General features: G+C 69.4%; 29 protein-coding genes. 20 read left to right on the top strand and 9 right to left on the bottom strand.

All coding sequences use genetic code 11. The features are described 5' to 3' along the window. Positions 1-34 precede the first annotated feature (34 nt). Complete coding sequence (locus SLV14N_RS17300; RefSeq protein WP_263269996.1) at positions 35-1,153, bottom strand: winged helix DNA-binding domain-containing protein; 1,119 nt, start codon at positions 1,151-1,153, stop codon at positions 35-37. Between the two features lie 225 nt (positions 1,154-1,378). Here SLV14N_RS17300 and SLV14N_RS17295 point away from each other — a divergent pair, with 225 nt between their 5' ends. From SLV14N_RS17295 to SLV14N_RS17255, 9 genes are all read left to right on the top strand, one after another. Then, a complete protein-coding gene (locus SLV14N_RS17295) occupies positions 1,379-1,624 on the top strand; it encodes a chaplin (protein WP_263269995.1) in 246 nt (81 codons plus the stop codon). Positions 1,625-1,867: 243 nt separating this feature from the next. Further along, on the top strand, positions 1,868-2,254 hold the full coding sequence (locus SLV14N_RS17290; protein ID WP_208681813.1) for a rodlin: 387 nt from the start codon (positions 1,868-1,870) through the stop codon (positions 2,252-2,254). A 361-nt stretch (positions 2,255-2,615) separates the two neighbouring features. Beyond that, positions 2,616-2,849: a chaplin gene (locus tag SLV14N_RS17285; protein ID WP_208687944.1), complete on the top strand. Its 234-nt coding sequence runs from the start codon at positions 2,616-2,618 to the stop codon at positions 2,847-2,849. Positions 2,850-3,133: 284 nt separating this feature from the next. Further along, positions 3,134-3,424, top strand: coding sequence for a hypothetical protein (locus SLV14N_RS17280; RefSeq protein ID WP_208681811.1), 291 nt, complete (start codon positions 3,134-3,136; stop codon positions 3,422-3,424). Between the two features lie 285 nt (positions 3,425-3,709). Beyond that, positions 3,710-4,096, top strand: a complete 387-nt coding sequence (locus tag SLV14N_RS17275) for a rodlin (protein WP_208681810.1) — start codon at positions 3,710-3,712, stop codon at positions 4,094-4,096. A 478-nt stretch (positions 4,097-4,574) separates the two neighbouring features. Then, positions 4,575-4,961: a rodlin gene (locus SLV14N_RS17270; RefSeq protein ID WP_208681808.1), complete on the top strand. Its 387-nt coding sequence runs from the start codon at positions 4,575-4,577 to the stop codon at positions 4,959-4,961. A gap of 147 nt (positions 4,962-5,108) precedes the next feature. Further along, complete coding sequence (locus SLV14N_RS38665; RefSeq protein WP_269470887.1) at positions 5,109-5,750, top strand: chaplin; 642 nt, start codon at positions 5,109-5,111, stop codon at positions 5,748-5,750. Beyond that, on the top strand, positions 5,747-5,977 hold the full coding sequence (locus SLV14N_RS17260) for a hypothetical protein (RefSeq protein ID WP_208681806.1): 231 nt from the start codon (positions 5,747-5,749) through the stop codon (positions 5,975-5,977). The genes SLV14N_RS38665 and SLV14N_RS17260 overlap by 4 nt, the downstream gene beginning before the upstream one ends. Before the next feature lie 172 nt (positions 5,978-6,149). After that, the gene (locus tag SLV14N_RS17255; RefSeq protein WP_208681804.1) at positions 6,150-6,995 is read left to right on the top strand and encodes a nitrilase-related carbon-nitrogen hydrolase; all 846 of its coding nucleotides are present in this window, start codon (positions 6,150-6,152) and stop codon (positions 6,993-6,995) included. A gap of 18 nt (positions 6,996-7,013) precedes the next feature. On the opposite strand, the gene tatA is transcribed toward SLV14N_RS17255, so the two are convergent. The 3 genes from tatA to rpmB form a co-directional block, all read right to left on the bottom strand. Beyond that, complete coding sequence (tatA, locus tag SLV14N_RS17250) at positions 7,014-7,211, bottom strand: Sec-independent protein translocase subunit TatA (protein ID WP_263269991.1); 198 nt, start codon at positions 7,209-7,211, stop codon at positions 7,014-7,016. A 107-nt stretch (positions 7,212-7,318) separates the two neighbouring features. Continuing rightward, on the bottom strand, positions 7,319-7,624 hold the full coding sequence (gene rpsN, locus SLV14N_RS17245; RefSeq protein ID WP_208681799.1) for a 30S ribosomal protein S14: 306 nt from the start codon (positions 7,622-7,624) through the stop codon (positions 7,319-7,321). Continuing rightward, complete coding sequence (rpmB, locus tag SLV14N_RS17240; protein WP_018090077.1) at positions 7,624-7,860, bottom strand: 50S ribosomal protein L28; 237 nt, start codon at positions 7,858-7,860, stop codon at positions 7,624-7,626. Before rpmB ends, rpsN begins: the two co-directional genes overlap by 1 nt. A gap of 73 nt (positions 7,861-7,933) precedes the next feature. Here rpmB and rpmG point away from each other — a divergent pair, with 73 nt between their 5' ends. The 5 genes from rpmG (at position 7,934) to SLV14N_RS17215 (ending at position 10,421) form a co-directional block, all read left to right on the top strand. Beyond that, positions 7,934-8,098, top strand: a complete 165-nt coding sequence (gene rpmG / locus SLV14N_RS17235) for a 50S ribosomal protein L33 (RefSeq protein WP_006604069.1) — start codon at positions 7,934-7,936, stop codon at positions 8,096-8,098. A 5-nt stretch (positions 8,099-8,103) separates the two neighbouring features. Beyond that, positions 8,104-8,358, top strand: a complete 255-nt coding sequence (locus SLV14N_RS17230; RefSeq protein WP_208681797.1) for a type B 50S ribosomal protein L31 — start codon at positions 8,104-8,106, stop codon at positions 8,356-8,358. Continuing rightward, positions 8,358-9,506: a GTP-binding protein gene (locus SLV14N_RS17225; RefSeq protein ID WP_263269988.1), complete on the top strand. Its 1,149-nt coding sequence runs from the start codon at positions 8,358-8,360 to the stop codon at positions 9,504-9,506. The genes SLV14N_RS17230 and SLV14N_RS17225 overlap by 1 nt, the downstream gene beginning before the upstream one ends. Before the next feature lie 59 nt (positions 9,507-9,565). Next, positions 9,566-9,802, top strand: a complete 237-nt coding sequence (rpsR, locus tag SLV14N_RS17220; protein WP_263269987.1) for a 30S ribosomal protein S18 — start codon at positions 9,566-9,568, stop codon at positions 9,800-9,802. Positions 9,803-10,181: 379 nt separating this feature from the next. After that, a complete protein-coding gene (locus SLV14N_RS17215) occupies positions 10,182-10,421 on the top strand; it encodes a DUF397 domain-containing protein (RefSeq protein ID WP_018090081.1) in 240 nt (79 codons plus the stop codon). Between the two features lie 113 nt (positions 10,422-10,534). Here the strand turns inward: SLV14N_RS17215 and SLV14N_RS17210 are convergent, their stop codons facing one another. Further along, a complete protein-coding gene (locus SLV14N_RS17210; RefSeq protein WP_208681785.1) occupies positions 10,535-11,017 on the bottom strand; it encodes an ATP-binding protein in 483 nt (160 codons plus the stop codon). A gap of 313 nt (positions 11,018-11,330) precedes the next feature. On the opposite strand from SLV14N_RS17210, the gene SLV14N_RS17205 reads away from it, so the two are divergent. The 4 genes from SLV14N_RS17205 (at position 11,331) to SLV14N_RS17190 (ending at position 15,195) form a co-directional block, all read left to right on the top strand. Continuing rightward, on the top strand, positions 11,331-12,194 hold the full coding sequence (locus SLV14N_RS17205) for a helix-turn-helix transcriptional regulator (RefSeq protein WP_208681784.1): 864 nt from the start codon (positions 11,331-11,333) through the stop codon (positions 12,192-12,194). A gap of 84 nt (positions 12,195-12,278) precedes the next feature. After that, complete coding sequence (locus SLV14N_RS17200; RefSeq protein ID WP_263269985.1) at positions 12,279-13,736, top strand: aldehyde dehydrogenase family protein; 1,458 nt, start codon at positions 12,279-12,281, stop codon at positions 13,734-13,736. A gap of 146 nt (positions 13,737-13,882) precedes the next feature. Further along, a complete protein-coding gene (locus tag SLV14N_RS17195) occupies positions 13,883-14,431 on the top strand; it encodes a DinB family protein (protein WP_263269983.1) in 549 nt (182 codons plus the stop codon). A gap of 62 nt (positions 14,432-14,493) precedes the next feature. Continuing rightward, complete coding sequence (locus SLV14N_RS17190) at positions 14,494-15,195, top strand: PadR family transcriptional regulator (RefSeq protein ID WP_263269982.1); 702 nt, start codon at positions 14,494-14,496, stop codon at positions 15,193-15,195. 17 nt (positions 15,196-15,212) lie between these two features. On the opposite strand, the gene SLV14N_RS17185 is transcribed toward SLV14N_RS17190, so the two are convergent. The 3 genes from SLV14N_RS17185 to leuE all read right to left on the bottom strand — a co-directional run bounded on the left by SLV14N_RS17185 (position 15,213) and on the right by leuE (position 18,075). After that, positions 15,213-16,628 carry a glutamate decarboxylase gene (locus tag SLV14N_RS17185; RefSeq protein WP_208681782.1) on the bottom strand — a complete coding sequence of 472 codons (1,416 nt, stop codon included), beginning with the start codon at positions 16,626-16,628 and terminating at the stop codon, positions 15,213-15,215. Positions 16,629-16,644: 16 nt separating this feature from the next. Next, positions 16,645-17,268 (bottom strand): NAD(P)H:quinone oxidoreductase, encoded by a 624-nt coding sequence (gene wrbA, locus SLV14N_RS17180; protein WP_208681780.1) that lies wholly within the window; start codon positions 17,266-17,268, stop codon positions 16,645-16,647. Between the two features lie 141 nt (positions 17,269-17,409). Beyond that, positions 17,410-18,075 carry a leucine efflux protein LeuE gene (leuE, locus tag SLV14N_RS17175; RefSeq protein WP_208681767.1) on the bottom strand — a complete coding sequence of 222 codons (666 nt, stop codon included), beginning with the start codon at positions 18,073-18,075 and terminating at the stop codon, positions 17,410-17,412. 115 nt (positions 18,076-18,190) lie between these two features. Here leuE and SLV14N_RS17170 point away from each other — a divergent pair, with 115 nt between their 5' ends. Then, positions 18,191-18,949 (top strand): MerR family transcriptional regulator, encoded by a 759-nt coding sequence (locus SLV14N_RS17170; RefSeq protein WP_208681765.1) that lies wholly within the window; start codon positions 18,191-18,193, stop codon positions 18,947-18,949. Positions 18,950-19,001: 52 nt separating this feature from the next. Here SLV14N_RS17170 and SLV14N_RS17165 read toward each other — a convergent pair whose 3' ends face one another. Next, positions 19,002-19,370, bottom strand: coding sequence for a YbjQ family protein (locus SLV14N_RS17165; protein ID WP_263269977.1), 369 nt, complete (start codon positions 19,368-19,370; stop codon positions 19,002-19,004). Between the two features lie 204 nt (positions 19,371-19,574). Between SLV14N_RS17165 and SLV14N_RS17160 the strand changes: the two genes are divergently transcribed. Beyond that, positions 19,575-20,282 (top strand): DedA family protein, encoded by a 708-nt coding sequence (locus SLV14N_RS17160; protein ID WP_208681763.1) that lies wholly within the window; start codon positions 19,575-19,577, stop codon positions 20,280-20,282. Positions 20,283-20,412 lie beyond the last annotated feature (130 nt).

The raw sequence follows: 20,412 nt of genomic DNA, 5'->3' as shown, positions 1-20,412 counted from the left end.
GACGATGCGGAGCCGGCGCCCGAGGGGCCGGCCCCTAAGCCGTACGCATGACGAGCGCCCGCTCGCGCCCCGTGCAGCGGGCGAGATGGCCGGCCTCCGCCTCCAGGCCCGCCCGCGGCACCTCGCCGTGCTCCGCGAACAGCGTCACCGCCACCGACTCCTCGGTGAACTCCCACACCCCGGCCACCCGGCCTTCGTGCACCACCACCGGCGAGATCCAGCCCCCGGTCCGGCTCACCGCCGTACGCCGGCCGGCCGCGATCAGCCGGGTGTCGGTGGTGCCGGGCCCGAGGACGTACTGATCGAAGCCGCCCAGCAGCCGCACCTCCCGCGACGGCTCGGTCCGCGCCAGCGCCGCGGCGTCCTCGCTGCGCACGAACGCCCCGCCCACCCCGTCGACCTCGACCTCCGTCAGCCGGTCGCCGAGCGCCGCGAACCAGCCGCGCAGCACGGCCTTACGGGTCGCCCCGCGCAGCAGCCAGGCGTCGAACGCGGCGGGCGTCGCCGGCCCATGTGCCCCCAGGTACGCGGGAATCACGGCCGGCGCGGCCTCCTCCGGGTCCGGCACTCCACGCCATCCGGGCACCCAGGACCGCGGCGAGGTGAAGGTCACGTGCTGCCCCCGGGGCGGCCCCTGACACAGCCGCCCCGTCCAGGCGAGCGGTTTGAGAACGGTGCCCCAACCGGAGGACAGCTGCTCGCCCAGCCCCTCCAGGCCGGCACGCGCCGACACCGCCTCGATCAGCTCCTGCCGGCTCAGCACCTGACCGTCCAGGATGTCGTCCACGGCCTCCCCGAGCGCCGCCATCTGCCCCGGGTCCACCCCGAACGCCCGCTGCCAGACGGGCTTTTCCCATGTACGCGCCGCCCCCAGCAGCGCCAGATACGACGCCATCCCCTCGGCCGGCAGCAGATGCAGCGTGCCCCGCATCGCCCAGGTCCTGACCAGCGAGCGCGCGGCGAGCGCCGACGGCACGGCCCCGCCGCGCGGCGTCTTCTGCCGTACCGCGAGCGCGAGTTCGGCGGCGGAGCCGACCTGCGCCTGCACCCCCGCCAGCCGCGCGACGAGCTCCTCGACCGGGGCGTCCGTCCGCGGCACCAGACTCTGCTGCCGCAACCGCCAGGCCACCACCTGCGCATGAGTCACCTTCATGACGCCATTGCACACGACGTCGCCGACAATCCGCGCTGACCGAAGGCCGGTTGGCTGTCAGCTGCCAATATGTATATCCCTCTCACCAATGCCGTCCCCCGGGCTCATCGGCCATGCATTCACCCGAATGAACCGCTACTTCTGCCCTGGGTGGTGAGTTGAGCAGCTTGTCGCTCTAAGCGGCGCGTACAGATTTCTGCTTGCTGCTCAGTGAAGAGGTTCACCGTGAAGTTTGTTTCCAAGGCCGCCGTCCTGTCCGCTGCCGCGGGTCTCGCCGTTGTGGGCGGAGCCGGTGTGGCCAGTGCGCATGGCGGCGCCGGCGCGGCAGGAGTTGCCCAGAACTCCCCCGGCGTTCTCTCCGGCAACCTCATCCAGGTCCCGGTCGATGTGCCGGTCAACGTCTGTGGCAACACCCTCAACTTCATCGCCCTGCTGAACCCGGCGTTCGGCAACACCTGCCTCAACGTCTGATCAACGTACAGCTCTTGAGGCCCGGCCGTATTCGGTCGGCCCCCTCCTCGGCAAAGGCCGGTACGAAGAATTCGTACCGGCCTTTGCCGTGCAAAGCGTGCTGCAGGCCGCAATGTTGTCCCGCCGCAGTGATATGTATCTATGGTTTCGTGGCATTCGGGTGAAACGGCGAAACCGCACCCCCAGAAGGGAGTTGACCAGGGCGCTCCGGATACGGGCACTCCGCTTCGAGAAGGGTAAATCGTGATCAAGAAGGTCCTCGCCACGACGGCTGTAGCCGCGTCCGTCGTCGGCATTTCGGCGGCGGCCGCACCCCAGGCGATGGCTACCGGCAACGACAAGGGCACCTCCACGGTCAACGGCAACGGCGCCACGTCGGCGTTCGGTAACTCCACCACCCGCGGCAGCATGAGCCCGCAGCTGGAGCTGATTCAGGGCTCGCTGAACAAGCTGTGCCTGGCCCTGCCCAAGGTCAACCTTGCGGCGGTCGCCCAGGACATCAACGTGCTGTCGTCGCCGCAGAACCAGCAGTGCGTCGAGAACTCGAGCCAGGCCAAGGGCGACGAGCCGCTGTCGCACATCCTGGACGACATCGCGGTGCTCGCCGCCAACGGTGTCGGCAACCGCTGAACCGGCCATCGGTCGCAGGCCCGGCCGCAGGCTCTCTCTTCGTGAGCGGTCCGGGCCCGCGACACCCTCCTACGAACCGTGAAGCCGAAGATTTTCGCGGCTTGTTCGGTAGGAATTCGTATTCGGCGGATACCTCGTACGTTCGAACTCCGGTGTTTTTTCCGCGTCGTATGCGCGGTGGCAATCTCCTGAAACGGTCTTGCATCATTTGGGCGATTCCTCCGAAAACTTCTCGGGAAGAGTTTCGTCCACGAGGAGAAATCGTTACCAATATCGGCAGCGGCGTTACGGGCGAGCAGATCAGCGCCCGAGCGACACGACGGTCGTGTTCGCTACGGACCCGCTGCAGGAAGGGCTGAAAGTGAAGTACGCAAAGGTCGCAGCAGTCACCGCCGGAACCCTCATGGCGGTGGGCTCGGCTGCGCCGGCGTTCGCCGACGCGGGTGCCGCGGGCGGCGCCAAGAACTCCCCCGGTGTTCTCTCCGGAAACGCCATCCAGGTTCCGGTCCACATTCCGATCAACCTGTGCGGCAACACCATCAACATCGTTGCTCTGCTGAACCCGGCGTTCGGCAACAACTGCCTGAACCACTGACTCGAAGAATTTCGAGCCGTGTCTTCTGACCCGGCCCCGGTGCGCGGACGCCTGCACACCGGGGCCGGTCGGTATTCGACCCCGGCCGCCGCAATCGACCGCCGTAATCGCAAAATCCCGCATCTTTAGGGTGGCGTTGTCAAGAAGGTGAAACTTCAGAGTTTCTCCGTGCGGCGGTACTCGTTAGTCAGGGTGAATGCGGTGATCCGAGCAGCGAAGTGAGTGCTCACGCGGCACTTGTGCCGCGGGACCTTCAAGCACCGCCCGAGAAGGGACAGTTGAAAGTGAAGTACGCGAAGTCTGCCGCAGTTGCTGTTGGTTCCGTCATGGCGCTGGGTACGGCCGTGCCCGCTTTCGCCGCCCAGCCCGGCGCTCCGACCATGAGCCTCAACGGCGGTCTGACGGACGCGCTGCACAGCAAGCAGCTGGACGGCCACCAGATCGCACCGCTGGTCAAAATGGTCAAGACCACGAAGGACAAGGTCAAGTCGACCAGCGCGAAGAAACTTCTCGGGAGCGTCGCCGGAGCCACCAAGAAGGCTCCGCTGCTCGGTGGTCTGCCGCTCGGTAAGTAATTCCCGGGCGCGCGGGATCGCCCGCCGGCCGCGGCGTGGATATTCACATTTCATCGTTTCCGGCGATACCGCAGCTGCCGAATGCTTCACGGGCCCGGCCGAAATCACCGGGCGGGGCGCGGTGGCCCACCGAATGACTCCCGCCCGTATCTCCCGGGCGCTTCCCCTGCTCGTAACGCTGACCAGGGCAAGCTCATTGGAGTGAATCAGCACAACCCAACTCAATTCTTTCGAGTTGGGCAGCTTGTCCGTCCCAAGGGCAACTCGAAACACGAAGGACTAGCAATGATCAAGAAGACGCTGGCGACCGCAGCTGCGGCTGTGTCCATTGTCGGCATTGCCGTCGCTGCCGCCCCGCAGGCGATGGCCACCGGTAACGACCAGGGCACCTCCACCGTCAACGGCAACGGTGCCCGGCAGATTTACGGCAACTCCACCACGTACGGCTACATGAGCCCGCAGATCGGCTTGATCCAGGGCTCTCTCAACAAGCCGTGCCTCGCCCTGCCCAAGATCAACGGCTTGGCGGGCCTCCAGGACATCAACGTGCTGTCGTCGCCGCAGAACCAGCAGTGCACCGAGAACTCGACCCAGGCCAAGGGCGACGAGCCGCTGTCGCACATCCTGGACGACATCGCGGTGCTCTCCGCCAACGGCGCCGGCAACCGCTGAGCGGCTGAGCAAGGCCCGGGCTGCCCAGTCCTCCTTCTTCTGGGCGGCCCGGGTTTTTGCTGCCATCGCCCGGCGAAGCCGGGGTTGGTGCGGAAATCCCGGCCTCCGCAACGCGATTTGTTATTCGCCTGTGACCGATACGCGGTGCGCCGGATCGTTAAGAATGATGTGTGGAGGGAAGCGTGCCAATGCCCTTGTGCGATTGATGGGGTTGCCGGGGCATTGGCACGCCGGCCGGAAACACAGGACAGGGCCTGCTGACCCGTTTACCGGCGATGTAGGCCCTTTGTCATACGGTCCGTCCGGAGAGCCCAGGGGGAGGCTCGCGCGGAGGTATGAGGCCCGTTGAAGCGCAGGACGCCTTTCGGGAAATGCATCGCCATCTGTTCGGGTGATGATGCGGAACTCGTGCGGCTGCGACGGGTTATTCAAACAGGGCTCCCGTGCCGGGAGTTCCTTCTCCTGAAGGGTTTGCGCGATGAAGAAGATGATGGCGGGCGCGGCGATTGCGGCGTCGCTCGTGGGAATGACCGCGGCGGCCGCGCCGCAGGCCATGGCGATCGGCAACGATCACGGCACGTCCACGGTCAACGGCAATGGTTCCAAGTCGATTTACGGCAACTCCACCACGCACGGCAATCTGAGCACCCAGCTCGGGCTCGTGCAGGGCTCCCTGAACGACCTCTGCCTGGGCCTTCCGAAGGTCAACCTTGCGGCGGTCCTTGCCCAGGACATCAACGTGCTGTCGTCGCCGCAGAACCAGCAGTGCGTCGAGAACTCGAGCCAGGCGAAGGGCGACGAGGCGCTGTCGCACATCCTGGACGACCTCGCGGTGCTGTCCGGCAACGGGGTTGCCAACCACTGACGACCAACGGCCTCGGCCGTTCCACCGCTTGTGCCCCCGGGCGGTCGGCGCCGCGTATGCGCTGCCGGCCGCCCGGCCGTGCGAGCAGCACGGGGGAGGGGTGCGGGCGGCGGTCCGTACGCCTCGACTGCAGATGAGGGATGACAGATGCGACAGAGCCTGAAGGCGTGCGTGTTCGTGGCGGCGGCGTCGGGCGTGCTCGGTGCGAGCGGCAGTGCGGCGTACGCGGATGCCGGTGCCGGGGGGAGCGCGACGAACTCTCCCGGGGTGCTGTCCGGGAACAGCGTCCAGGTGACCGTGGACACCCCGGTCAACGCGTGTGGCAACTCGGTCGACGGGGGCGCGGCGCTCAACCCGGCCATGGGGGCGTCGTGCGGGAACGGAGCGCCGGCCGCGCCGGCCTTCCGGCGACCGCCGCCGGCGCAGCATCCCCCGGCGGACCGGCTGCCTGCCGGGGCGGAGCATGCCCCGGGAGTGCACTGGACGGCCCCGGAGCCGGAGCACCGCGCGGAGCCGGAGCGGCGACCTGCCCCGGAGCGGCGAGCGGCCCCGGAACGGGACGGGCGCCCGGTCACGACGCCGGTGGAGCACACCGCCCCCAGGCCGCCCGCCCCGCGGCCCGCACAGGAGGCGCGGGTGGATGCGGTGGCACGGGCCGGGGCCTCGGCGGGCTCGGCGCTGCTGGCGGCCACCGGGGCGGACGAGCTGGCCGCGGTGGCCGCGGTGGGCGGCGGACTGCTGGTGGGCGGGGCGCTGCTGCTGCGCCGGGCGCATACCCGGCGGCGATGAGCGGGCGGGCCGCGCACGGACGGCCGGGCGGTCCCTGGGGTTCCGGGGGGCTCGGCGGCCGGCCGAGCGGGTCCGGCGGGCCGCTCGGCCGGAGCCGCCCGGTCGAGCCGGCCGTCGGCATCGCCGGACGACTCGACCGTGGACCGTCGTACCGCTGCCGCCGGGCTGAGCTGCGGCTGGAAGCGGCCCTGCGGGGCGTACGGCGGATCGTGCGGATCAACGGGTGAAACCCGTGTCCGGCACGGGAAGGATCGTTCTTTCGCTCATTGGTGGGGACCGGTCTTCCGGGTGTTTGAAACAGGGCGGAACCGTGAGCTCCGCCGGGCCGTGCCGCTGTCTCCAGGCTCTGGCAAAATTGGGGTGAAAGCCGCAATAGTGATGAGTCGATGAGGTGGGGACATGCTCATTGCGCTGGCGCAGACCGACTGTGTGCTGGGTGACGTCGAGGAGAACCTCGTCATCGCCCGCGAGCAGATCGAGCAGGCGGCGGCGCAGGGCGCGGATGTCGTCGTGTTCCCCGAACTGAGCCTGCACGGCTATCACTTGGGTGCCCTCAAGCGCGATGAGTCCCTGGAGGGGAACGATCCCCGGCTGCTGGAGCTCAGCATCCACGGCCCGGATGTGCTGGTCGGCTTCCACGAGCACACCAGTCTGCGGGCGTACAACACCGCGGCGCACTACTCGGGCGGTGAGCTGGTGCATGCGCACCGCAAGCTGTACCTCCCCAACTACCTGGCCTGGGAGGAGCGCAAGCACGTCAGCCCGGGGCAGTCGCTGCGGGCCTACGAGCTGAAGCGGGACCGGAGCGGCGGCCGGGGGGCCACGCTGGTGTGCAATGACGCCTGGCAGCCGGCGCTGCCGTGGCTGGCGGTGCAGGACGGCGCCGAGGTGCTGTTCATCCCCACCAACAGTGCGGCGAGCCTGGATCCCGAGGCGATGGACACCGGCCTGTACTGGGACACCCTGCTGTCCTATACGGCGAAGATGCTGCAGTGCTGGGTGGTCTTCGTGAACCGGGTGGGCAATGAGCACGGGGCGGCGTTCTGGGGCGGCTCGCGGGTGGTGGATCCGCGCGGTTTCGTGGTGGCGCAGGCGCCCAAGTGGGAGCCCGCGCTGGTCACCGTGGAGATCGATCTCGCCGAGGCGCGGCGGCAGCGCCGCTCGGTGCCGCTGGTCGCCGAGGCCCGGCTGGGGCTGATCGACCGCGAGGTGCGGCGGCTGATCGACGAGGGCGGCGACCACTGAGGGCCCGGGGCCCCGGCGTCAGTGGCGGGTGGCGGACTCCGGGCGGGGCGCCTCGGCCTGCTCGTCGTCCTTGATGGCCCGCGCCTCGGACTTGAGGATGCGCATCGAGCGGCCCAGGCCGCGTGCCATGTCGGGCAGCTTCTTCGAGCCGAAGAGCAGTACCAGGACCGCGAGGATCAGGATCAGGTGCCAGGGCTCGAAGGCGTTGCGGAGCATGGGCGCGCTCGCTTTCGTCGGGGGCGTCGGACGTTCTGTCCAGTATTACCCGAAGGGTCCGGCCGTCCGGTCCAGGGGTGCCCCGGGCCGGACGGCCGGTGGTGCGGCTACCAGCTGGACTTGCGGACGCCCGGGAGATAGCCCGCGTGGGCCTGTTCGCGCAGCCGTACGCGGGACAGGCCGAAGGCGCGGAAGTAGCCGCGGGGGCGGCCGTCGACGCTGTCGCGGTTGCGTACCCGGGTGGCGCTGGCGTCCCGCGGCTGGCGGGACAGCTCGCGCCGGGCGGCGGTGCGCTCCTCCTCCGGCGTGTGCGGGCTGCGGATCAGGGCCTTGAGGACGGCGCGCCGGGCCGCGTAGCGGGCGACCGTCGCGCGGCGCTTCTCGTTCTTGGCGATCTTGCTCTGCTTGGCCATCAGACCTTTCCTCCTCGTGCGCGGATGCGGGCGACGGCCGCCTCGATCCCGATCGTGTCCACGGTCTTGATGCCCTTGGCGCTCAGCGTGAGCCGGATGTGCCGGCCCTCGCTCTCCAGCCAGTAGCGCTTGCGCTGGATGTTGGGGTCGAAGCGGCGGGGGGTGCGGCGGTGCGAGTGGGAGACGGACTTGCCGAAGCCCGGCGTGCGGCCGGTCAGCTGGCAGTGGGCGGACACGGGGTGATCCCTTCGGTCGGCGGCCCTGGTGAGAGCCTATTGAAAATGGAAACCATTTCCGTATACTAACCCCATGGCCCGCAACGAACTACGCCCGGTCGTCAAGCTCCGGTCCACCGCCGGCACCGGCTACACCTACGTGACCCGCAAGAACCGCCGTAACGACCCCGACCGCCTGGAACTGCGCAAGTACGACCCGGTGGCCGGCCGGCACGTCGCTTTCCGAGAGGAGCGCTGAGCACCGTGAAGACTGGAATCCACCCCGCCTACGGGCCGGTCGTCTTCCGCGACCGGGCCGCCGACTTCGCCTTCCTGACCCGCTCGACCGCCGCCAGCGAGAAGACTGTGGAGTGGGAGGACGGGAACACTTATCCCGTCATCGACGTCGAGATCTCCTCGGCGAGCCACCCCTTCTACACGGGCACCGCCCGGGTGCTGGACACCGCAGGCCGCGTCGAGCGGTTCGAGCGCCGCTACGGCGCGCGCGGGGCCCGCTGATGGAGCGGCTCAACGTCGTGCTGGTGGGCGGCCTGCACTCGGACGCGCGGCGGGCCGCCGTCGAGCGGCTGCTGCGGACCGTCCCCGGCAGCGTCGCCCTCCACCACGACCTCGCGTCGGCCACCGACGGCACGGTGCGGCGCACCGTCCGTGACGCGGGCGGCACCCTCGACACCGGGGACGCACCGCTGGTCAACGACTGCGCCTGCTGTGCGCTGCGCGAGGATCTGGTGCCCGAGCTGGAGCGGCTGGCCGCCGGCCGGACCTGCCGGCTGGCGATCGTCGAACTGTGGGACTCGGTCGAGCCCAAGGCGATGGCCGAGGTGGTCACCGCCTGCGGCAGCGAGAACCTCGTGCTGACCGGTGTGCTCACCGCCGTCGACCCCGCGCTGCTGCTGCCGTATCTCGGCTGCGGCGACGACCTCGCGGAGGCGGGCCTCGCCGCCGCGGCCTCCGACCAGCGCACGGTCGCCGACACCTGGGCCCGGCAGCTGGAGTACGCGCCGGTGCTGGCGATCGCGACGGGCGAGGAGCCGGCCGAGCCGGCCGACCTGGCGCTGCTCGGCCAGCTGCACCCGATGGCACACCAGGTCTCAGTGGAATCAGAGGAGTTGGCGGCCGCGGCGACGGCCGGCTTCGATGTGGCCGCGGCCGCGGACCGCCAGCACCCGGCCTGTGCGCTGCTGCCGCAGGAGGCCGACGCGGAGGGCGTCTCCACGCTCGTCTGGCGGCACAGCCGTCCCTTCCACCCCGAGCGGCTCTACGCCGCGCTGGAGGACCTGACCTGTGCGGCCGCGCGCAGCCGGGGCCGGTTCTGGCTGGCCGACCGCCCGGACACCCTGCTGTCCTGGGACGCGGCCGGCGGTGCGCTGTGTGTGGAGAACGCCGGGCCGTGGCTGGCCTCGCTGCCGGACGCCGCCTGGGAGATGGTGCCGCCGACGCGCCGGGCCGCCGCCGCCCTGGACTGGCACCCCGAGAACGGTGACCGCACCCAGCATCTGGTCTTCACCTCGCCGGGTCTGGACCGCGAGGGCCTGCGGTCCCTGCTGGACTCCTGTCTGCTCACCGACGCCGAGTACGCGGGCGGCCCGCCGGCCTGGAAGAGCCTGCCGCCCGCCTTCGACGCCCTCCTCGACCCCGTTTCGTAAGGCCGGCCGCGTCCGTACGCACGGAACCGGCCCCCTCAGCACGTACAAGGAAGCTCCCCATGCCCCGACGGCACGACCCGCGCCGCTCGTCCAAGCCCCGCCGCAACCCGCTGGACGCGGCGGGCATCACCTACATCGACTACAAGGACACCGATCTTCTGCGGAAGTTCATTTCGGACCGCGGCAAGATCCGCAGCCGCCGGGTCACCCATGTCACCGCGCAGCAGCAGCGGCAGCTGGCCCGCGCGATCAAGAACGCGCGGGAGATGGCGCTGCTGCCGTACGCCTCCCGGTGACCGCCGTCATCCGCTGATGAACAGGAGGTTCCCTACGTCTGTCGTGTAGGGGACCTCCTTCGTTTGTCCGTGGGTGTGCTGAGGGGCAGGGCCTTCGCCCGGGCGGACGGATCACCCGGATCCGGAACCCGAAGGGCGTGGCACACGTCTTTTCCTCGGGCATGAGGGCTTGAGCCCCGTCGATCCGTACCAGGTGACGGCGTATCGCGCCGGGGGAGACGGTCGGCCGGCGACCGTGTGTGAGGGGTCGGTGACCGTGCTCGACGAGCTGTGACGGCGTCGGCACCCCGTGTCGTGCACGTGCATCTGCGCATGCATCCGCATGTGAACGCAGCTATGATCCCGGGCAGTTGACACCATTTATCACCGGGAGACCCCTGTGCCCCACGCATACAACGGCATGGCCGCCACAGATCTCCGTGATGTGGCATGGCAGAAGAGCAGGCACAGCAACTCCCAGGGATCCTGTGTGGAGTTCGCCAAGCTGCCCGGGGGAGACATCGCGGTGCGCAACTCCCGTTTCCCGGACGGCCCGGCGCTCATCTACACGCCGGCCGAGGTGCAGGCGATGCTGCTCGGCATCAAGGACGGAGAGTTCGACCATCTCGTCCGGGACTGAGTGCCCGCAGGGGACCACGCGGTTGCAGGGAAGTGCGCGCCCGTAGGCGGTGAAGCGCCCGCACAGGACGACCGGGCGCCCGCGTGTCACGGTGCGCCCGGTGTACGGAACGGCTACGGCAGCCGGAAGAGTGCCCACACGATCTTGCCGTGCGCGGCGCCGGCCAGCGGATGCCAGCCCCAGCTGTCGCTGAAGGAGTCCACGAGATACAGCCCGCGCCCCGATTCCGCGGCGGAGTCCGCCTCACCGGCGACCGGGGAGTCATCGCTCGGGTCCCGTACGGCGCAGACCAGCCGGGAGGACCAGCGCATCAGATGCAGCCGGGCGGGCGGAGTGGCGTCGCCGTGCTCCGGGGCGGCGAGGATCGCATGCCGCAGGGCGTTGGTGACGAGTTCGGAGACGACCAGGGCGACCGAGTCGAAGAGCTCGTCCAGCTCCCAGCCCTGCAGGGTCTCGCGGGTGAACGTCCGTGCGCTGCGCACCGATTCATAGCGCGGTGGGAGCGTGCGGGATGCGGATCCGGAGACAGCCAGGGGGTCGACGGGAGGAAAGCCCTGCCATAACGGCTCGAGCATGGTCAAAACCTTGGTCCCCATGCGAGGCACTCCTGGCGTTCGCGGACGTCATGACCCTGGCCGGTCAGCCGGATCTGGCGGATCTTTCACGAGCGTGCATGCGTGCGACGCCTATGGTTCCCAATGTGCGAGACAGATGCAAGGGCAGATGCACGTGCACGTGCCGTAATTGCCCTTGTGTGCATGGATTTGATCGGGATTCTTCCTGCGGCATCTTGTGGAGGGCTTGCGGGGGCCGCACGTATCCGTAACCGGATGAGCACTCAACGAAGCCCGAACGTGGCAGACTGCGGCCCACTGTTGGACGGGGTGGGGTCACAGGAGGGTCTGAGAGGTGTCCGCAAGTGAGTCGAGCGGGTCGGTGGTGCGGCGCATCCTGCTCGGATCGCAGCTCCGTCGGCTGCGTGAATCGCGCGGGATAACCCGCGAGGCGGCCGGCTACTCGATCCGTGCGTCCGAATCGAAGATCAGCCGCATGGAGTTGGGCCGCGTGAGCTTCAAGGCACGGGATGTGGAGGATCTGCTCACCCTGTACGGGGTCGGTGACGCCCAGGAGCGCGAGGCGCTGCTCTCCCTGGCGCGGGAGGCGAATGTCGCCGGCTGGTGGCACAGCTACAGCGATGTGCTGCCCGGGTGGTTCCAGACGTATGTGGGGCTGGAAGGCGCCACTTCTCTTCTCCGCGTCTACGAAGTCCAGTTCGTCCACGGGCTGTTGCAGACGGAGAGCTATGCGCAGGCCGTCGTCAGACGGGGCATGCCCGACGCCGGGTCCGCGGAGATCGAGAGACGGGTCGCGCTGCGCATGGAGCGCCAGAAGCTGCTGGTGGCCGAGCGGTCGGCGCAGTTCCACTGTGTGCTGGACGAGGCCGCGCTACGGCGTCCGTACGGCGAACGTGCGGTGATGCGCGAGCAGTTGAAGCATCTGATCGAGGTGTCGGAGCGCCCCAATGTGCGGCTCCAGGTGATGCCCTTCAGTCTGGGCGGGCACGCGGGCGAGAGCGGTGCCTTCACCATGCTCGGCTTCCAGGAGTCCGGCCTGCCGGACGTCGTCTATCTGGAGCAGCTGACGAGTGCGCTGTATGTGGACAAGCCCGAGGAAGTGGCCCAGTACGCACGGGTGATGGACCGCCTCCAGGAGGAGGGGCCGAATCCGGCCGAGACCAGGGACCTGTTGCGTGGTCTGCTCCAACTGATGTGACGCGTCGGTAGGATGGCGCACCATCAGGAGTCAGCACCCCCCAATGCGGCGCCCTGAGCGCCCTGTTCTCCAGATCGGGATGGCATGTCCTACTTCGACGAGTTGGCGTATCAGTTCATCGACGGTGAGTGGCGGTCCGGCAGCGGCTCGTGGGACATCGTCGATTTCAATCCGTACAACGGCGAGAAACTGACCTCCATACCCGTCGCTACGGTAGAGGAGATCGACCAGGCCTACCGTGCTGCCGAGCGCGCCCAGCGGGAGTGGGGCGCCACCAATCCGTACACCCGGCGGCTCGTCTTCGAGCGCGTGCTGCGGATCATCGACGACCGCGAGGCGGAGCTCGGCGAGGCGATCGCCGCGGAGGTCGGCGGCACGCTCGCCAAGGTGGGCTTCGAGCTCCATCTGGCCCGGGAGTTCCTGCGCGAGGCCATCCAGCTGGCGCTGCGCGCGGAGGGCCGCATCCTGCCCTCGCCCATCGACGGCAAGGAGAACCGCCTCTACCGGCTGCCGGTCGGTGTCGTCGGGATCATCAGCCCCTTCAACTTCCCCTTCCTGCTGTCGCTCAAGTCCGTCGCGCCGGCCCTCGCGCTCGGCAACGCCGTCGTCCTCAAGCCGCACCAGAACACCCCGGTCTGCGGCGGCGGTCTGGTCGCCAGGATCTTCGAGGAGGCCGGGCTGCCGGCGGGGCTGCTGAACGTCGTCGTCACGGACATCGCCGAAATCGGTGACGCGCTCATCGAGCACCCGGTGCCCAAGACCATCTCCTTCACCGGCTCCGAGAAGGTCGGCCGGCATGTCGCGACGGTCGCCGCCGCCAACTTCAAGCACACCGTGCTGGAGCTGGGCGGCAACAGCGCCCTGGTCGTCCTCGACGACGCCGATGTCGACTACGCGGTGGACGCCGCCGTCTTCAGCCGCTTCGTCCACCAGGGCCAGGTCTGTATGGCCGCCAACCGGGTGCTCGTGGACCGCGCCGTGGAGCGGGAGTTCACCGAGAAGTTCGTCGCCAAGGTCGCCTCGCTGAAGGTGGGCGACCCCACCGATCCGCAGACGCACATCGGTCCGCTGATCAACGAGGGCCAGGCCGAGGCGATCTCCGCGCTGGTGGACCGCGCGGTCGAGGACGGCGCCTCGGCGCTGCTGCACGGCGAGACCCGGGGCACGCTGGTCGCCCCGAGCGTGCTGAGCGGTCTGCCGGAGGACTCCCCGCTGCTGCAGCAGGAGATCTTCGGGCCGGTCGTGCTGCTGGTGCCGTTCGACGGCGAGGAGGAGGCGGTGCGGCTGACCAATGCGACCTCGTTCGGGCTCAGCGGCGCCGTGCACACCGGCGACATCGAGCGCGGGGTGCGGTTCGCCAAGCGCATCGACACCGGGATGTTCCACGTCAACGACGCCACCGTGCACGACGAGCCGATCGTGCCCTTCGGCGGAGAGAAGAGCTCCGGAGTGGGGCGCCTCAACGGCGAGGCGATGGTGGAGGCCTTCACCACGACCAAGTGGATCTCCATCCAGCACGGCCGGTCGCAGTTCCCGTTCTGAGCTTCTGAGCTTCTGAGCGGACGGGTCCGGGACGATCCGCTGCGAGTTGCGGACAGAAGCTGACCGCAAGGGCTCCTACGTTGAGTGGTGTCGGAAGGCGGACGGCGAAGGGCCGGCCGCCGAGGACGTCACGAAAGGTGGACCCCATGCCCACTCACGTTCTTGCCGAGGCCCACGGCGACGAGACCGGCGCGCTGCTGGCCTTCCTGGAGGCCCAGCGCGGCGGGCTGCGCCGGGCGGTCCTGGGGCTGACCGACGACCGGGCGACCCAGCGGCCGAGCGCCAGTGAGCTGTCGCTGGCCGGACTGGTCAAGCATGTCGCGGAGACCGAGCAGGGCTGGGTCGAGACCGCGCAGGAGCTGCCGCACTCCATCGAGCGGACCCAGGACACCTGGCATCTGAGCTTCCAGATGGAGGACGGCGAGACCCTGGCCGAGGTGCTGGCGTTCTGGGACGGCGTGGCGAAGCGGACGGAGAAGTTCATCCGCTCCGTGCCCAGCCTGAACGACACCTTCCCGCTGCCCCCGGCGCCGTGGTTCCCGCCGGAGGCCCGGCAGTCGATGCGCTGGCTGCTGCTGCATCTGATCGAGGAGACGGCCCGGCACGCCGGCCACGCCGACATCCTCCGCGAGTCCCTCGACGGCAAAACGGCCTTCGAGCTGGTGGACGAGGAGCGCGCGGCCCGGGAGGGGTAGCGGGCGGGGACCTCGCGCGCTCTAGGCTGGCGGAAGGGGGCGCGCGAGGAATTGAGGAGACGATGTCGGCGATCCGGCTGTTGGTACTGGGCGCCGTGCGGCAGCACGGCCGGGCGCACGGCTACCAGGTGCGCAACGACCTGGAGTACTGGGGCGCCCACGAGTGGTCCAACGCCAAGCCCGGCTCGATCTACCACGCGCTCAAGCAGATGGCCAAGCAAGGGCTGCTGCGCGCCCACGACATCGCGCCCAGCACCGCCGGCGGCCCGCCGCGTACCGAGTACGAGCTGACCGCGGCGGGCGAGGCGGAGTTCTTCGCGCTGCTGCGCGCCGCGCTCTCGCAGCACGACCAGAAGGTCGACATGCTCAGCGCGGGCATCGGCTTCGTCGTCGATCTGCCGCGGGCCGAGGCGGTGGCGCTGCTCAAGGAGCGGGTGCGGGCGCTCCAGGAGTGGCGCGGCACGGTCACCGGGTACTACACCCCCGAGGGCGGGACCGGACAGCTCGGCCACATCGGCGAGATCATGCATATGTGGGTGCACTCCGCGGACAGCGGTGCCGAGTGGACGCGGGGACTGATCGAGCGGATCGAGGGCGGGGCGTATGTCTTCGCCGGTGAGGGGGAGCCGTTCGTCGGCGTACTGGCGGACGGGCAGGAGAACCCGTACGCGACCAAGGGTGCGGAGGAGCCGGACGCGGAGGAGCCGGGCGAGGGCGGGAGCGGTGGCGCGGGCGACGGCGGCGCCGCCACGGAAGCGCGCTGACCGGGGCCCGGCGCCCGTCAGTGATGGAACGCCGTGGCGACGCTCTCCGGGCGCTCCATCGGGCCGGGCTGGTCGCGGAGTTCGGGCAGCAGCGACTCCAGGTCCGCGAGGAACAGATCGGCGAGGTCCAGGGAGAAGCCGTTGCGGCAGACCACCCGTAGGACGGAGAGGTCCTCGCGGTTCTCCGGGAAGGTGTAGGCGGGGATCAGCCAGCCGCGCTCCTTCATCCGCCGGGAGACGTCGAAGACGTCGAAGGCGGTGACATGGTCCGCGGTGGTGAAGGCGAAGACCGGCAGCTGGTCGCCGTCGGTCAGCAGCCTGAAGTCGCCCAGCGCGCCGATCCGTTCGGCCATTGAGCGGGCCACGTCACGGGTGGCCTGCTGCACGGCGCGGAAGCCGGCCCGGCCGAGCCGCAGAAAGGTGTAGTACTGCGCGGCTACCTGGGCGCCGGGGCGGGAGAAGTTGAGGGCGAAGGTCGGCATGTCGCCGCCCAGGTAGTTGACCCGGAAGACCAGCTCCTCGGGCAGTGCCTCCGTATCGCGCCACAGTGCCCAGCCGACGCCCGGGTAGACCAGGCCGTACTTGTGCCCCGAGGTGTTGATGGAGGCGACCCGGGGCAGCCGGAAGTCCCAGACCAGCTCCGGGTCGAGGAACGGGGCGATCATGGCGCCGGACGCGCCGTCCACATGGACCGGGATGTCCCAGCCGTGCTGCCGGTGGACCTCGTCGAGCGCCGCGCAGATCTCGGCCACCGGCTCGTACGACCCGTCGAAGGTCGAGCCGAGGATCGCCACCACGCCGATGGTGTTCTCGTCGCACAGCGCGGCGGCGGAGGCGGCGTCCAGATGGAAGCGGTCGCCCTCCATCGGGACCATGCGCGCCTCGACCTCCCAGAAGTTGCAGAACTTCTCCCAGCAGACCTGGACATTGGCGCCCATGATGAGGTTCGGCCGGGCCTGCCCCGGATACCGGTCCTGGTTGCGCTGCATCCAGCGGCGCTTGAGGGCCATCCCGGCGAGCATGCAGGCCTCGCTCGACCCGGTGGTGGAGCAGCCGACGGCGGTCGCCGGGTCGGGGGCGTGCCACAGGTCGGCGAGCATCGCCACACACCGCTTCTCCAGTTCGGCGGTGCGCGGGTACTCGTCCTTGTCGATCATGTTCTTGTCCCGGCAGTCCGCCATCAGGACGCCGGCCTGGGGCTCCATCCAGGTCGTGACGAACGTCGCCAGATTCAGCCGGGAGTTGCCGTCCAGCATCAACTCGTCGTGCACGAACTGATAGGCGGTGTGCGGGGAGAGGGGGCCGTCGGGCAGGGTGTGCCGCGGTGGCGCGGTCTCCATTCCGGCGACCGGGTCGGCCTCGCCGTAGAAGGGGTTGACCGGATGCCCGGAGTGCTTACGGTCGGAAGGCGATGCGCCTTTGTGCAGAGTCATCTGTCGCGCCTACCCGTCAACTGGCTGGAGAGAGGCCATGTTTGATGGCTTTGGTGAACTTCACCACGCGCTCCGCCTGGATGCGGGCGGCGGTGCGGGCTTCGTCGTCGAGCGGGGTATCGGGGCCGCCGACATGGGAGGTGCCGTAGGGATTGCCGTCGGTGAACTTCGCCGGGTCGGTGTAGCCCGGCGTCACGAGGATGCCGCCGAAATGGTGGACGGTCTGGTAGAGCGCGAGCAGCGTGGACTCCTGGCCGCCGTGCTTGGTGGCGCTCGCGGTGAAGCCGCTGTAGACCTTGTCGGCCAGCCTGCCCTGCTGCCAGAGGCCGCCCAGGGTGTCGAGGTACTGCTTGAGCTGCGAGGTCACATTGCCGAAGCGGGTGGGGGTCCCGAAGATCACCGCGTCCGCCCAGAGCACGTCCTCATGGGTGGCCTCCATGATGTCGGCGGTGGCCGCGGCGTTGGCCGCCCAGGCCGGGTTCGCGTCGATCGCGGTCTGCGGGGCGAGTTCCGCGGCCCGGCGCAGCCGGACATCGGCCCCGGCGTGCTCGGCGGCGTCCGCGATCAGCCGTGCGAGCTCGGCGACGGTGCCGGTCGACGAGTAGTAGATGACGGCGACATGGACGTCATGCACGGGCATCGGCGTACCTCCTCGAACCCGACAATAAGGGCATAGGGGGTACGTGGCCTCCAGGGTTCACCCAGGGGAAGCGCAGCGGGCGGGCGGCCGCCCCGGAGGACCGCCACCCGCCCGTACACAAGCTCCTGCCGCGAGCCCCCGTCAGCTCGCGCTGGCCAGCGACAGCTTCGCGGCGAAGCCGAGGAACGCCGCCCCGGCGCCCGCGGACAGCCCGGCCGTCAGCCGCTTGCGGCGGCGGAAGGCCGCCGCCAGAAACGTCCCGCTGAAGATCAGAACCGACAGATACGTGAAGCTGAACAGCTGCGCCCAGGCGCCCAGCGTCAGGAACGACAGCACCGGGTGGGCATAGGACGGATCCACGAACTGCACGAAGAAGGAGATGAAGAACAGGATCGCCTTCGGGTTGAGCAGACTGACCACCAGCGCCCTGCGGAACGGCCGCTCCACGGCCTCCTTCGGCGCCTCGGGTGCCCCGTCGCCCCGCTCGGCCCGGCGGGCCTCCCGGCCGCGCCACAGCGCCCAGGCGCCGCGCAGCATCCCGACCGCCAGCCACGTCAGATAGCCCGCACCGGCGAACTTGACGACGGTGAACAGCACCGGAGTGGTCTGCAGCAGCGAGGCCACCCCGCCCGCCGACAGCGTCATCAGCACCGTGTCACCGCACAGCACCCCGGCCGCCGCACGGTACGCCACCCGCGGGCCGCGCCGGGCGGCCACCGACACGACGTACAGCGAATTCGGCCCCGGCAGCAGAATGATCAGCGCGAGCCCCACCAGATACGTGGACAGATCCGTTATCCCCAGCATGTGCGGCAGGATCTCACCCCCGGTCCCGCCGCCTCACCGGGTTTTCAGGATGCGGACTTGCACCTCACGCGGCGTGAGGTCACATCGTGGAGCGCGTACCCAGAAGGGAGCGGAAGTGAGCTATTCGGTAGGGCAGGTGGCGGCCTTCGCCGGTGTGACGGTGCGCACCCTGCACCACTACCACGAGATCGGGCTGCTCCAGCCCGGCGAGCGCAATCACGCAGGTCACCGGCGCTACGGCGATGACGACCTGGACCGGCTGCAGCAGATCCTGTTCTACCGGGAGCTCGGCTTTCCGCTCGATGAGGTCGCGGCCCTCCTGGACGATCCGCACACGGACCCGCAGCAGCATCTGCGGCGCCAGCACGAACTGCTGACCGAGCGGATCGGCAAGCTCCAGAAGATGGCCGCCGCCGTCGAACACGCGATGGAGGCACGCAAGATGAACGTACGGCTCACACCGGAGGAGAAGTTCGAGGTCTTCGGGGACTACGACCCCGACGAGCACGCGGCGGAGGTCGAGGAGCGCTGGGGCCACACCGAGGCCTACAAGGAGTCGCAGCGCAGGACGGCCGCGTACACCAAGGAGGACTGGAAGCGGGTGACGGCGGAGCTCGATGCCGTCCACCGCAGGATGGCGGACCAGCTCGCGCAGGGGGTGGCGGCGGACTCCGCGGCGGCCATGGATGTCGCCGAGGAGCACCGGCAGTTCATCTGCGGTGCGTACTACGACTGCTCCCCTGAGATGCACACCTGCCTCGGTGAGATCTATGTCACCGATGAGCGCTTCACCGCCACCTACGAGGCGATCAGGCCCGGCCTCGCCGTCTACATGCGGGACGCGATTGTGGCCAACGCGGCCCGCCACCAGTGATCCGTACGGGCCGGGGAGCGCGCCCCCGGCCCGTACGGAGCCTGCACCGGGCTCAGGCCTGCGGCGAAAGCACCACGGCCGTCCCGTAGGCGCACACCTCGGTACCCACGTCGGCGGCCTCCGTGACATCGAAGCGGAACATCAGCACCGCGTTCGCACCGCGTGAGCGGGCCTGCTCCACCAGCCGTTCCATCGCCTGGTTACGGGTCTCGACCAGGGTCTTGGTCAGGCCCCGCAGCTCGCCGCCGATCATCGACTTCAGGCCCGCGCCGATCTGGCTGCCGAGGTGCCGGGAGCGCACCGTCAGGCCGAAGACCTCACCGATCACCCGTTCCACGTGAAACCCCGGGACGTCGTTGGTCGTCACCACCAGGACGTCGGACTGCGCACGCTGTCCGCCGCCGTATTCTTCGATGCCCATGGCGCGCACCTCCTCATGGCCAGCATCACCCGGCCCGGTGGGGGCGGCCAGCGGTCGGGGGCCGTCGGGTGAGGCCCGGGGGCCGCCTGGAACCATGGCGGGTCACCCGGCGTTGATAGTTTTGGCCGCACACGCGCCTGTATCCCGTCGCTTCGCCCGTCGCACCGCACGATCCGGCGCCCTCGACCCAGGAGCCTTCACCCCGTGAATACTCTCGCGCTCGGCCCCCAGTGGCTGGACCCGGACTACCTGATCGCGACATTCGGCCTGATCGGCGTCCTGGTCATCGTCTTCGCGGAGTCCGGCCTGCTGATCGGCTTCTTCCTGCCGGGCGACTCGCTCCTGTTCACCACCGGTCTGCTGGTGACGACGAACAAACTGGACAAGCCGCTGTGGATGGTGTGCTCCCTGATCGTCCTTGCCGCCGTCCTCGGCGATCAGGCCGGCTATCTCTTCGGCCGCAAGGTGGGCCCCGCGCTCTTCACCCGCCCGGACTCCAAGCTCTTCAAGCAGGAGAACGTCGAGAAGGCGCATGAGTTCTTCGAGAAGCACGGCCCCAAGTCGCTGATCCTGGCCCGCTTCGTCCCGATCGTGCGTACGTTCACGCCGATCATCGCCGGTGTGAGCCGGATGAACTACCGCTCCTTCATCACCTTCAACGTCATCGGCGGCGCCCTGTGGGGCGCGGGTGTCACCCTGCTCGGGGCCTCGCTGGGGAAGGTCGAGTTCGTCCACAAGCACATCGAGCTGATCCTGGTCGCGATCGTGCTGATCTCCGTCGTGCCGATCGCCATCGAGTACTTCCGTGCCCGTGGCAAGTCGAAGAAGGCCCAGTCCGCCCCACCCCACCCCGCGGACAGCCCGCAGGGCGCCCCCGCCGACACCCGCCGCGGCCGCCACGCCAAGCGCTGACCACAGGCGGAGAAGAGCGCGCGCACCCACCCCCCCCACACACAACTCCACCCGCACCCACCACGCGAGGCGACGGCGACCGCGACGGCCGCCGGAAAGTGTTGCCCCCGTGCACGCGTCCCGCATCCTC

Source organism: Streptomyces sp. Je 1-4 4N24, assembly GCF_026239515.1.
Classification (GTDB): domain Bacteria; phylum Actinomycetota; class Actinomycetes; order Streptomycetales; family Streptomycetaceae; genus Streptomyces; species Streptomyces nigrescens.
This window is presented reverse-complemented; position numbering and strand designations above follow the sequence as displayed.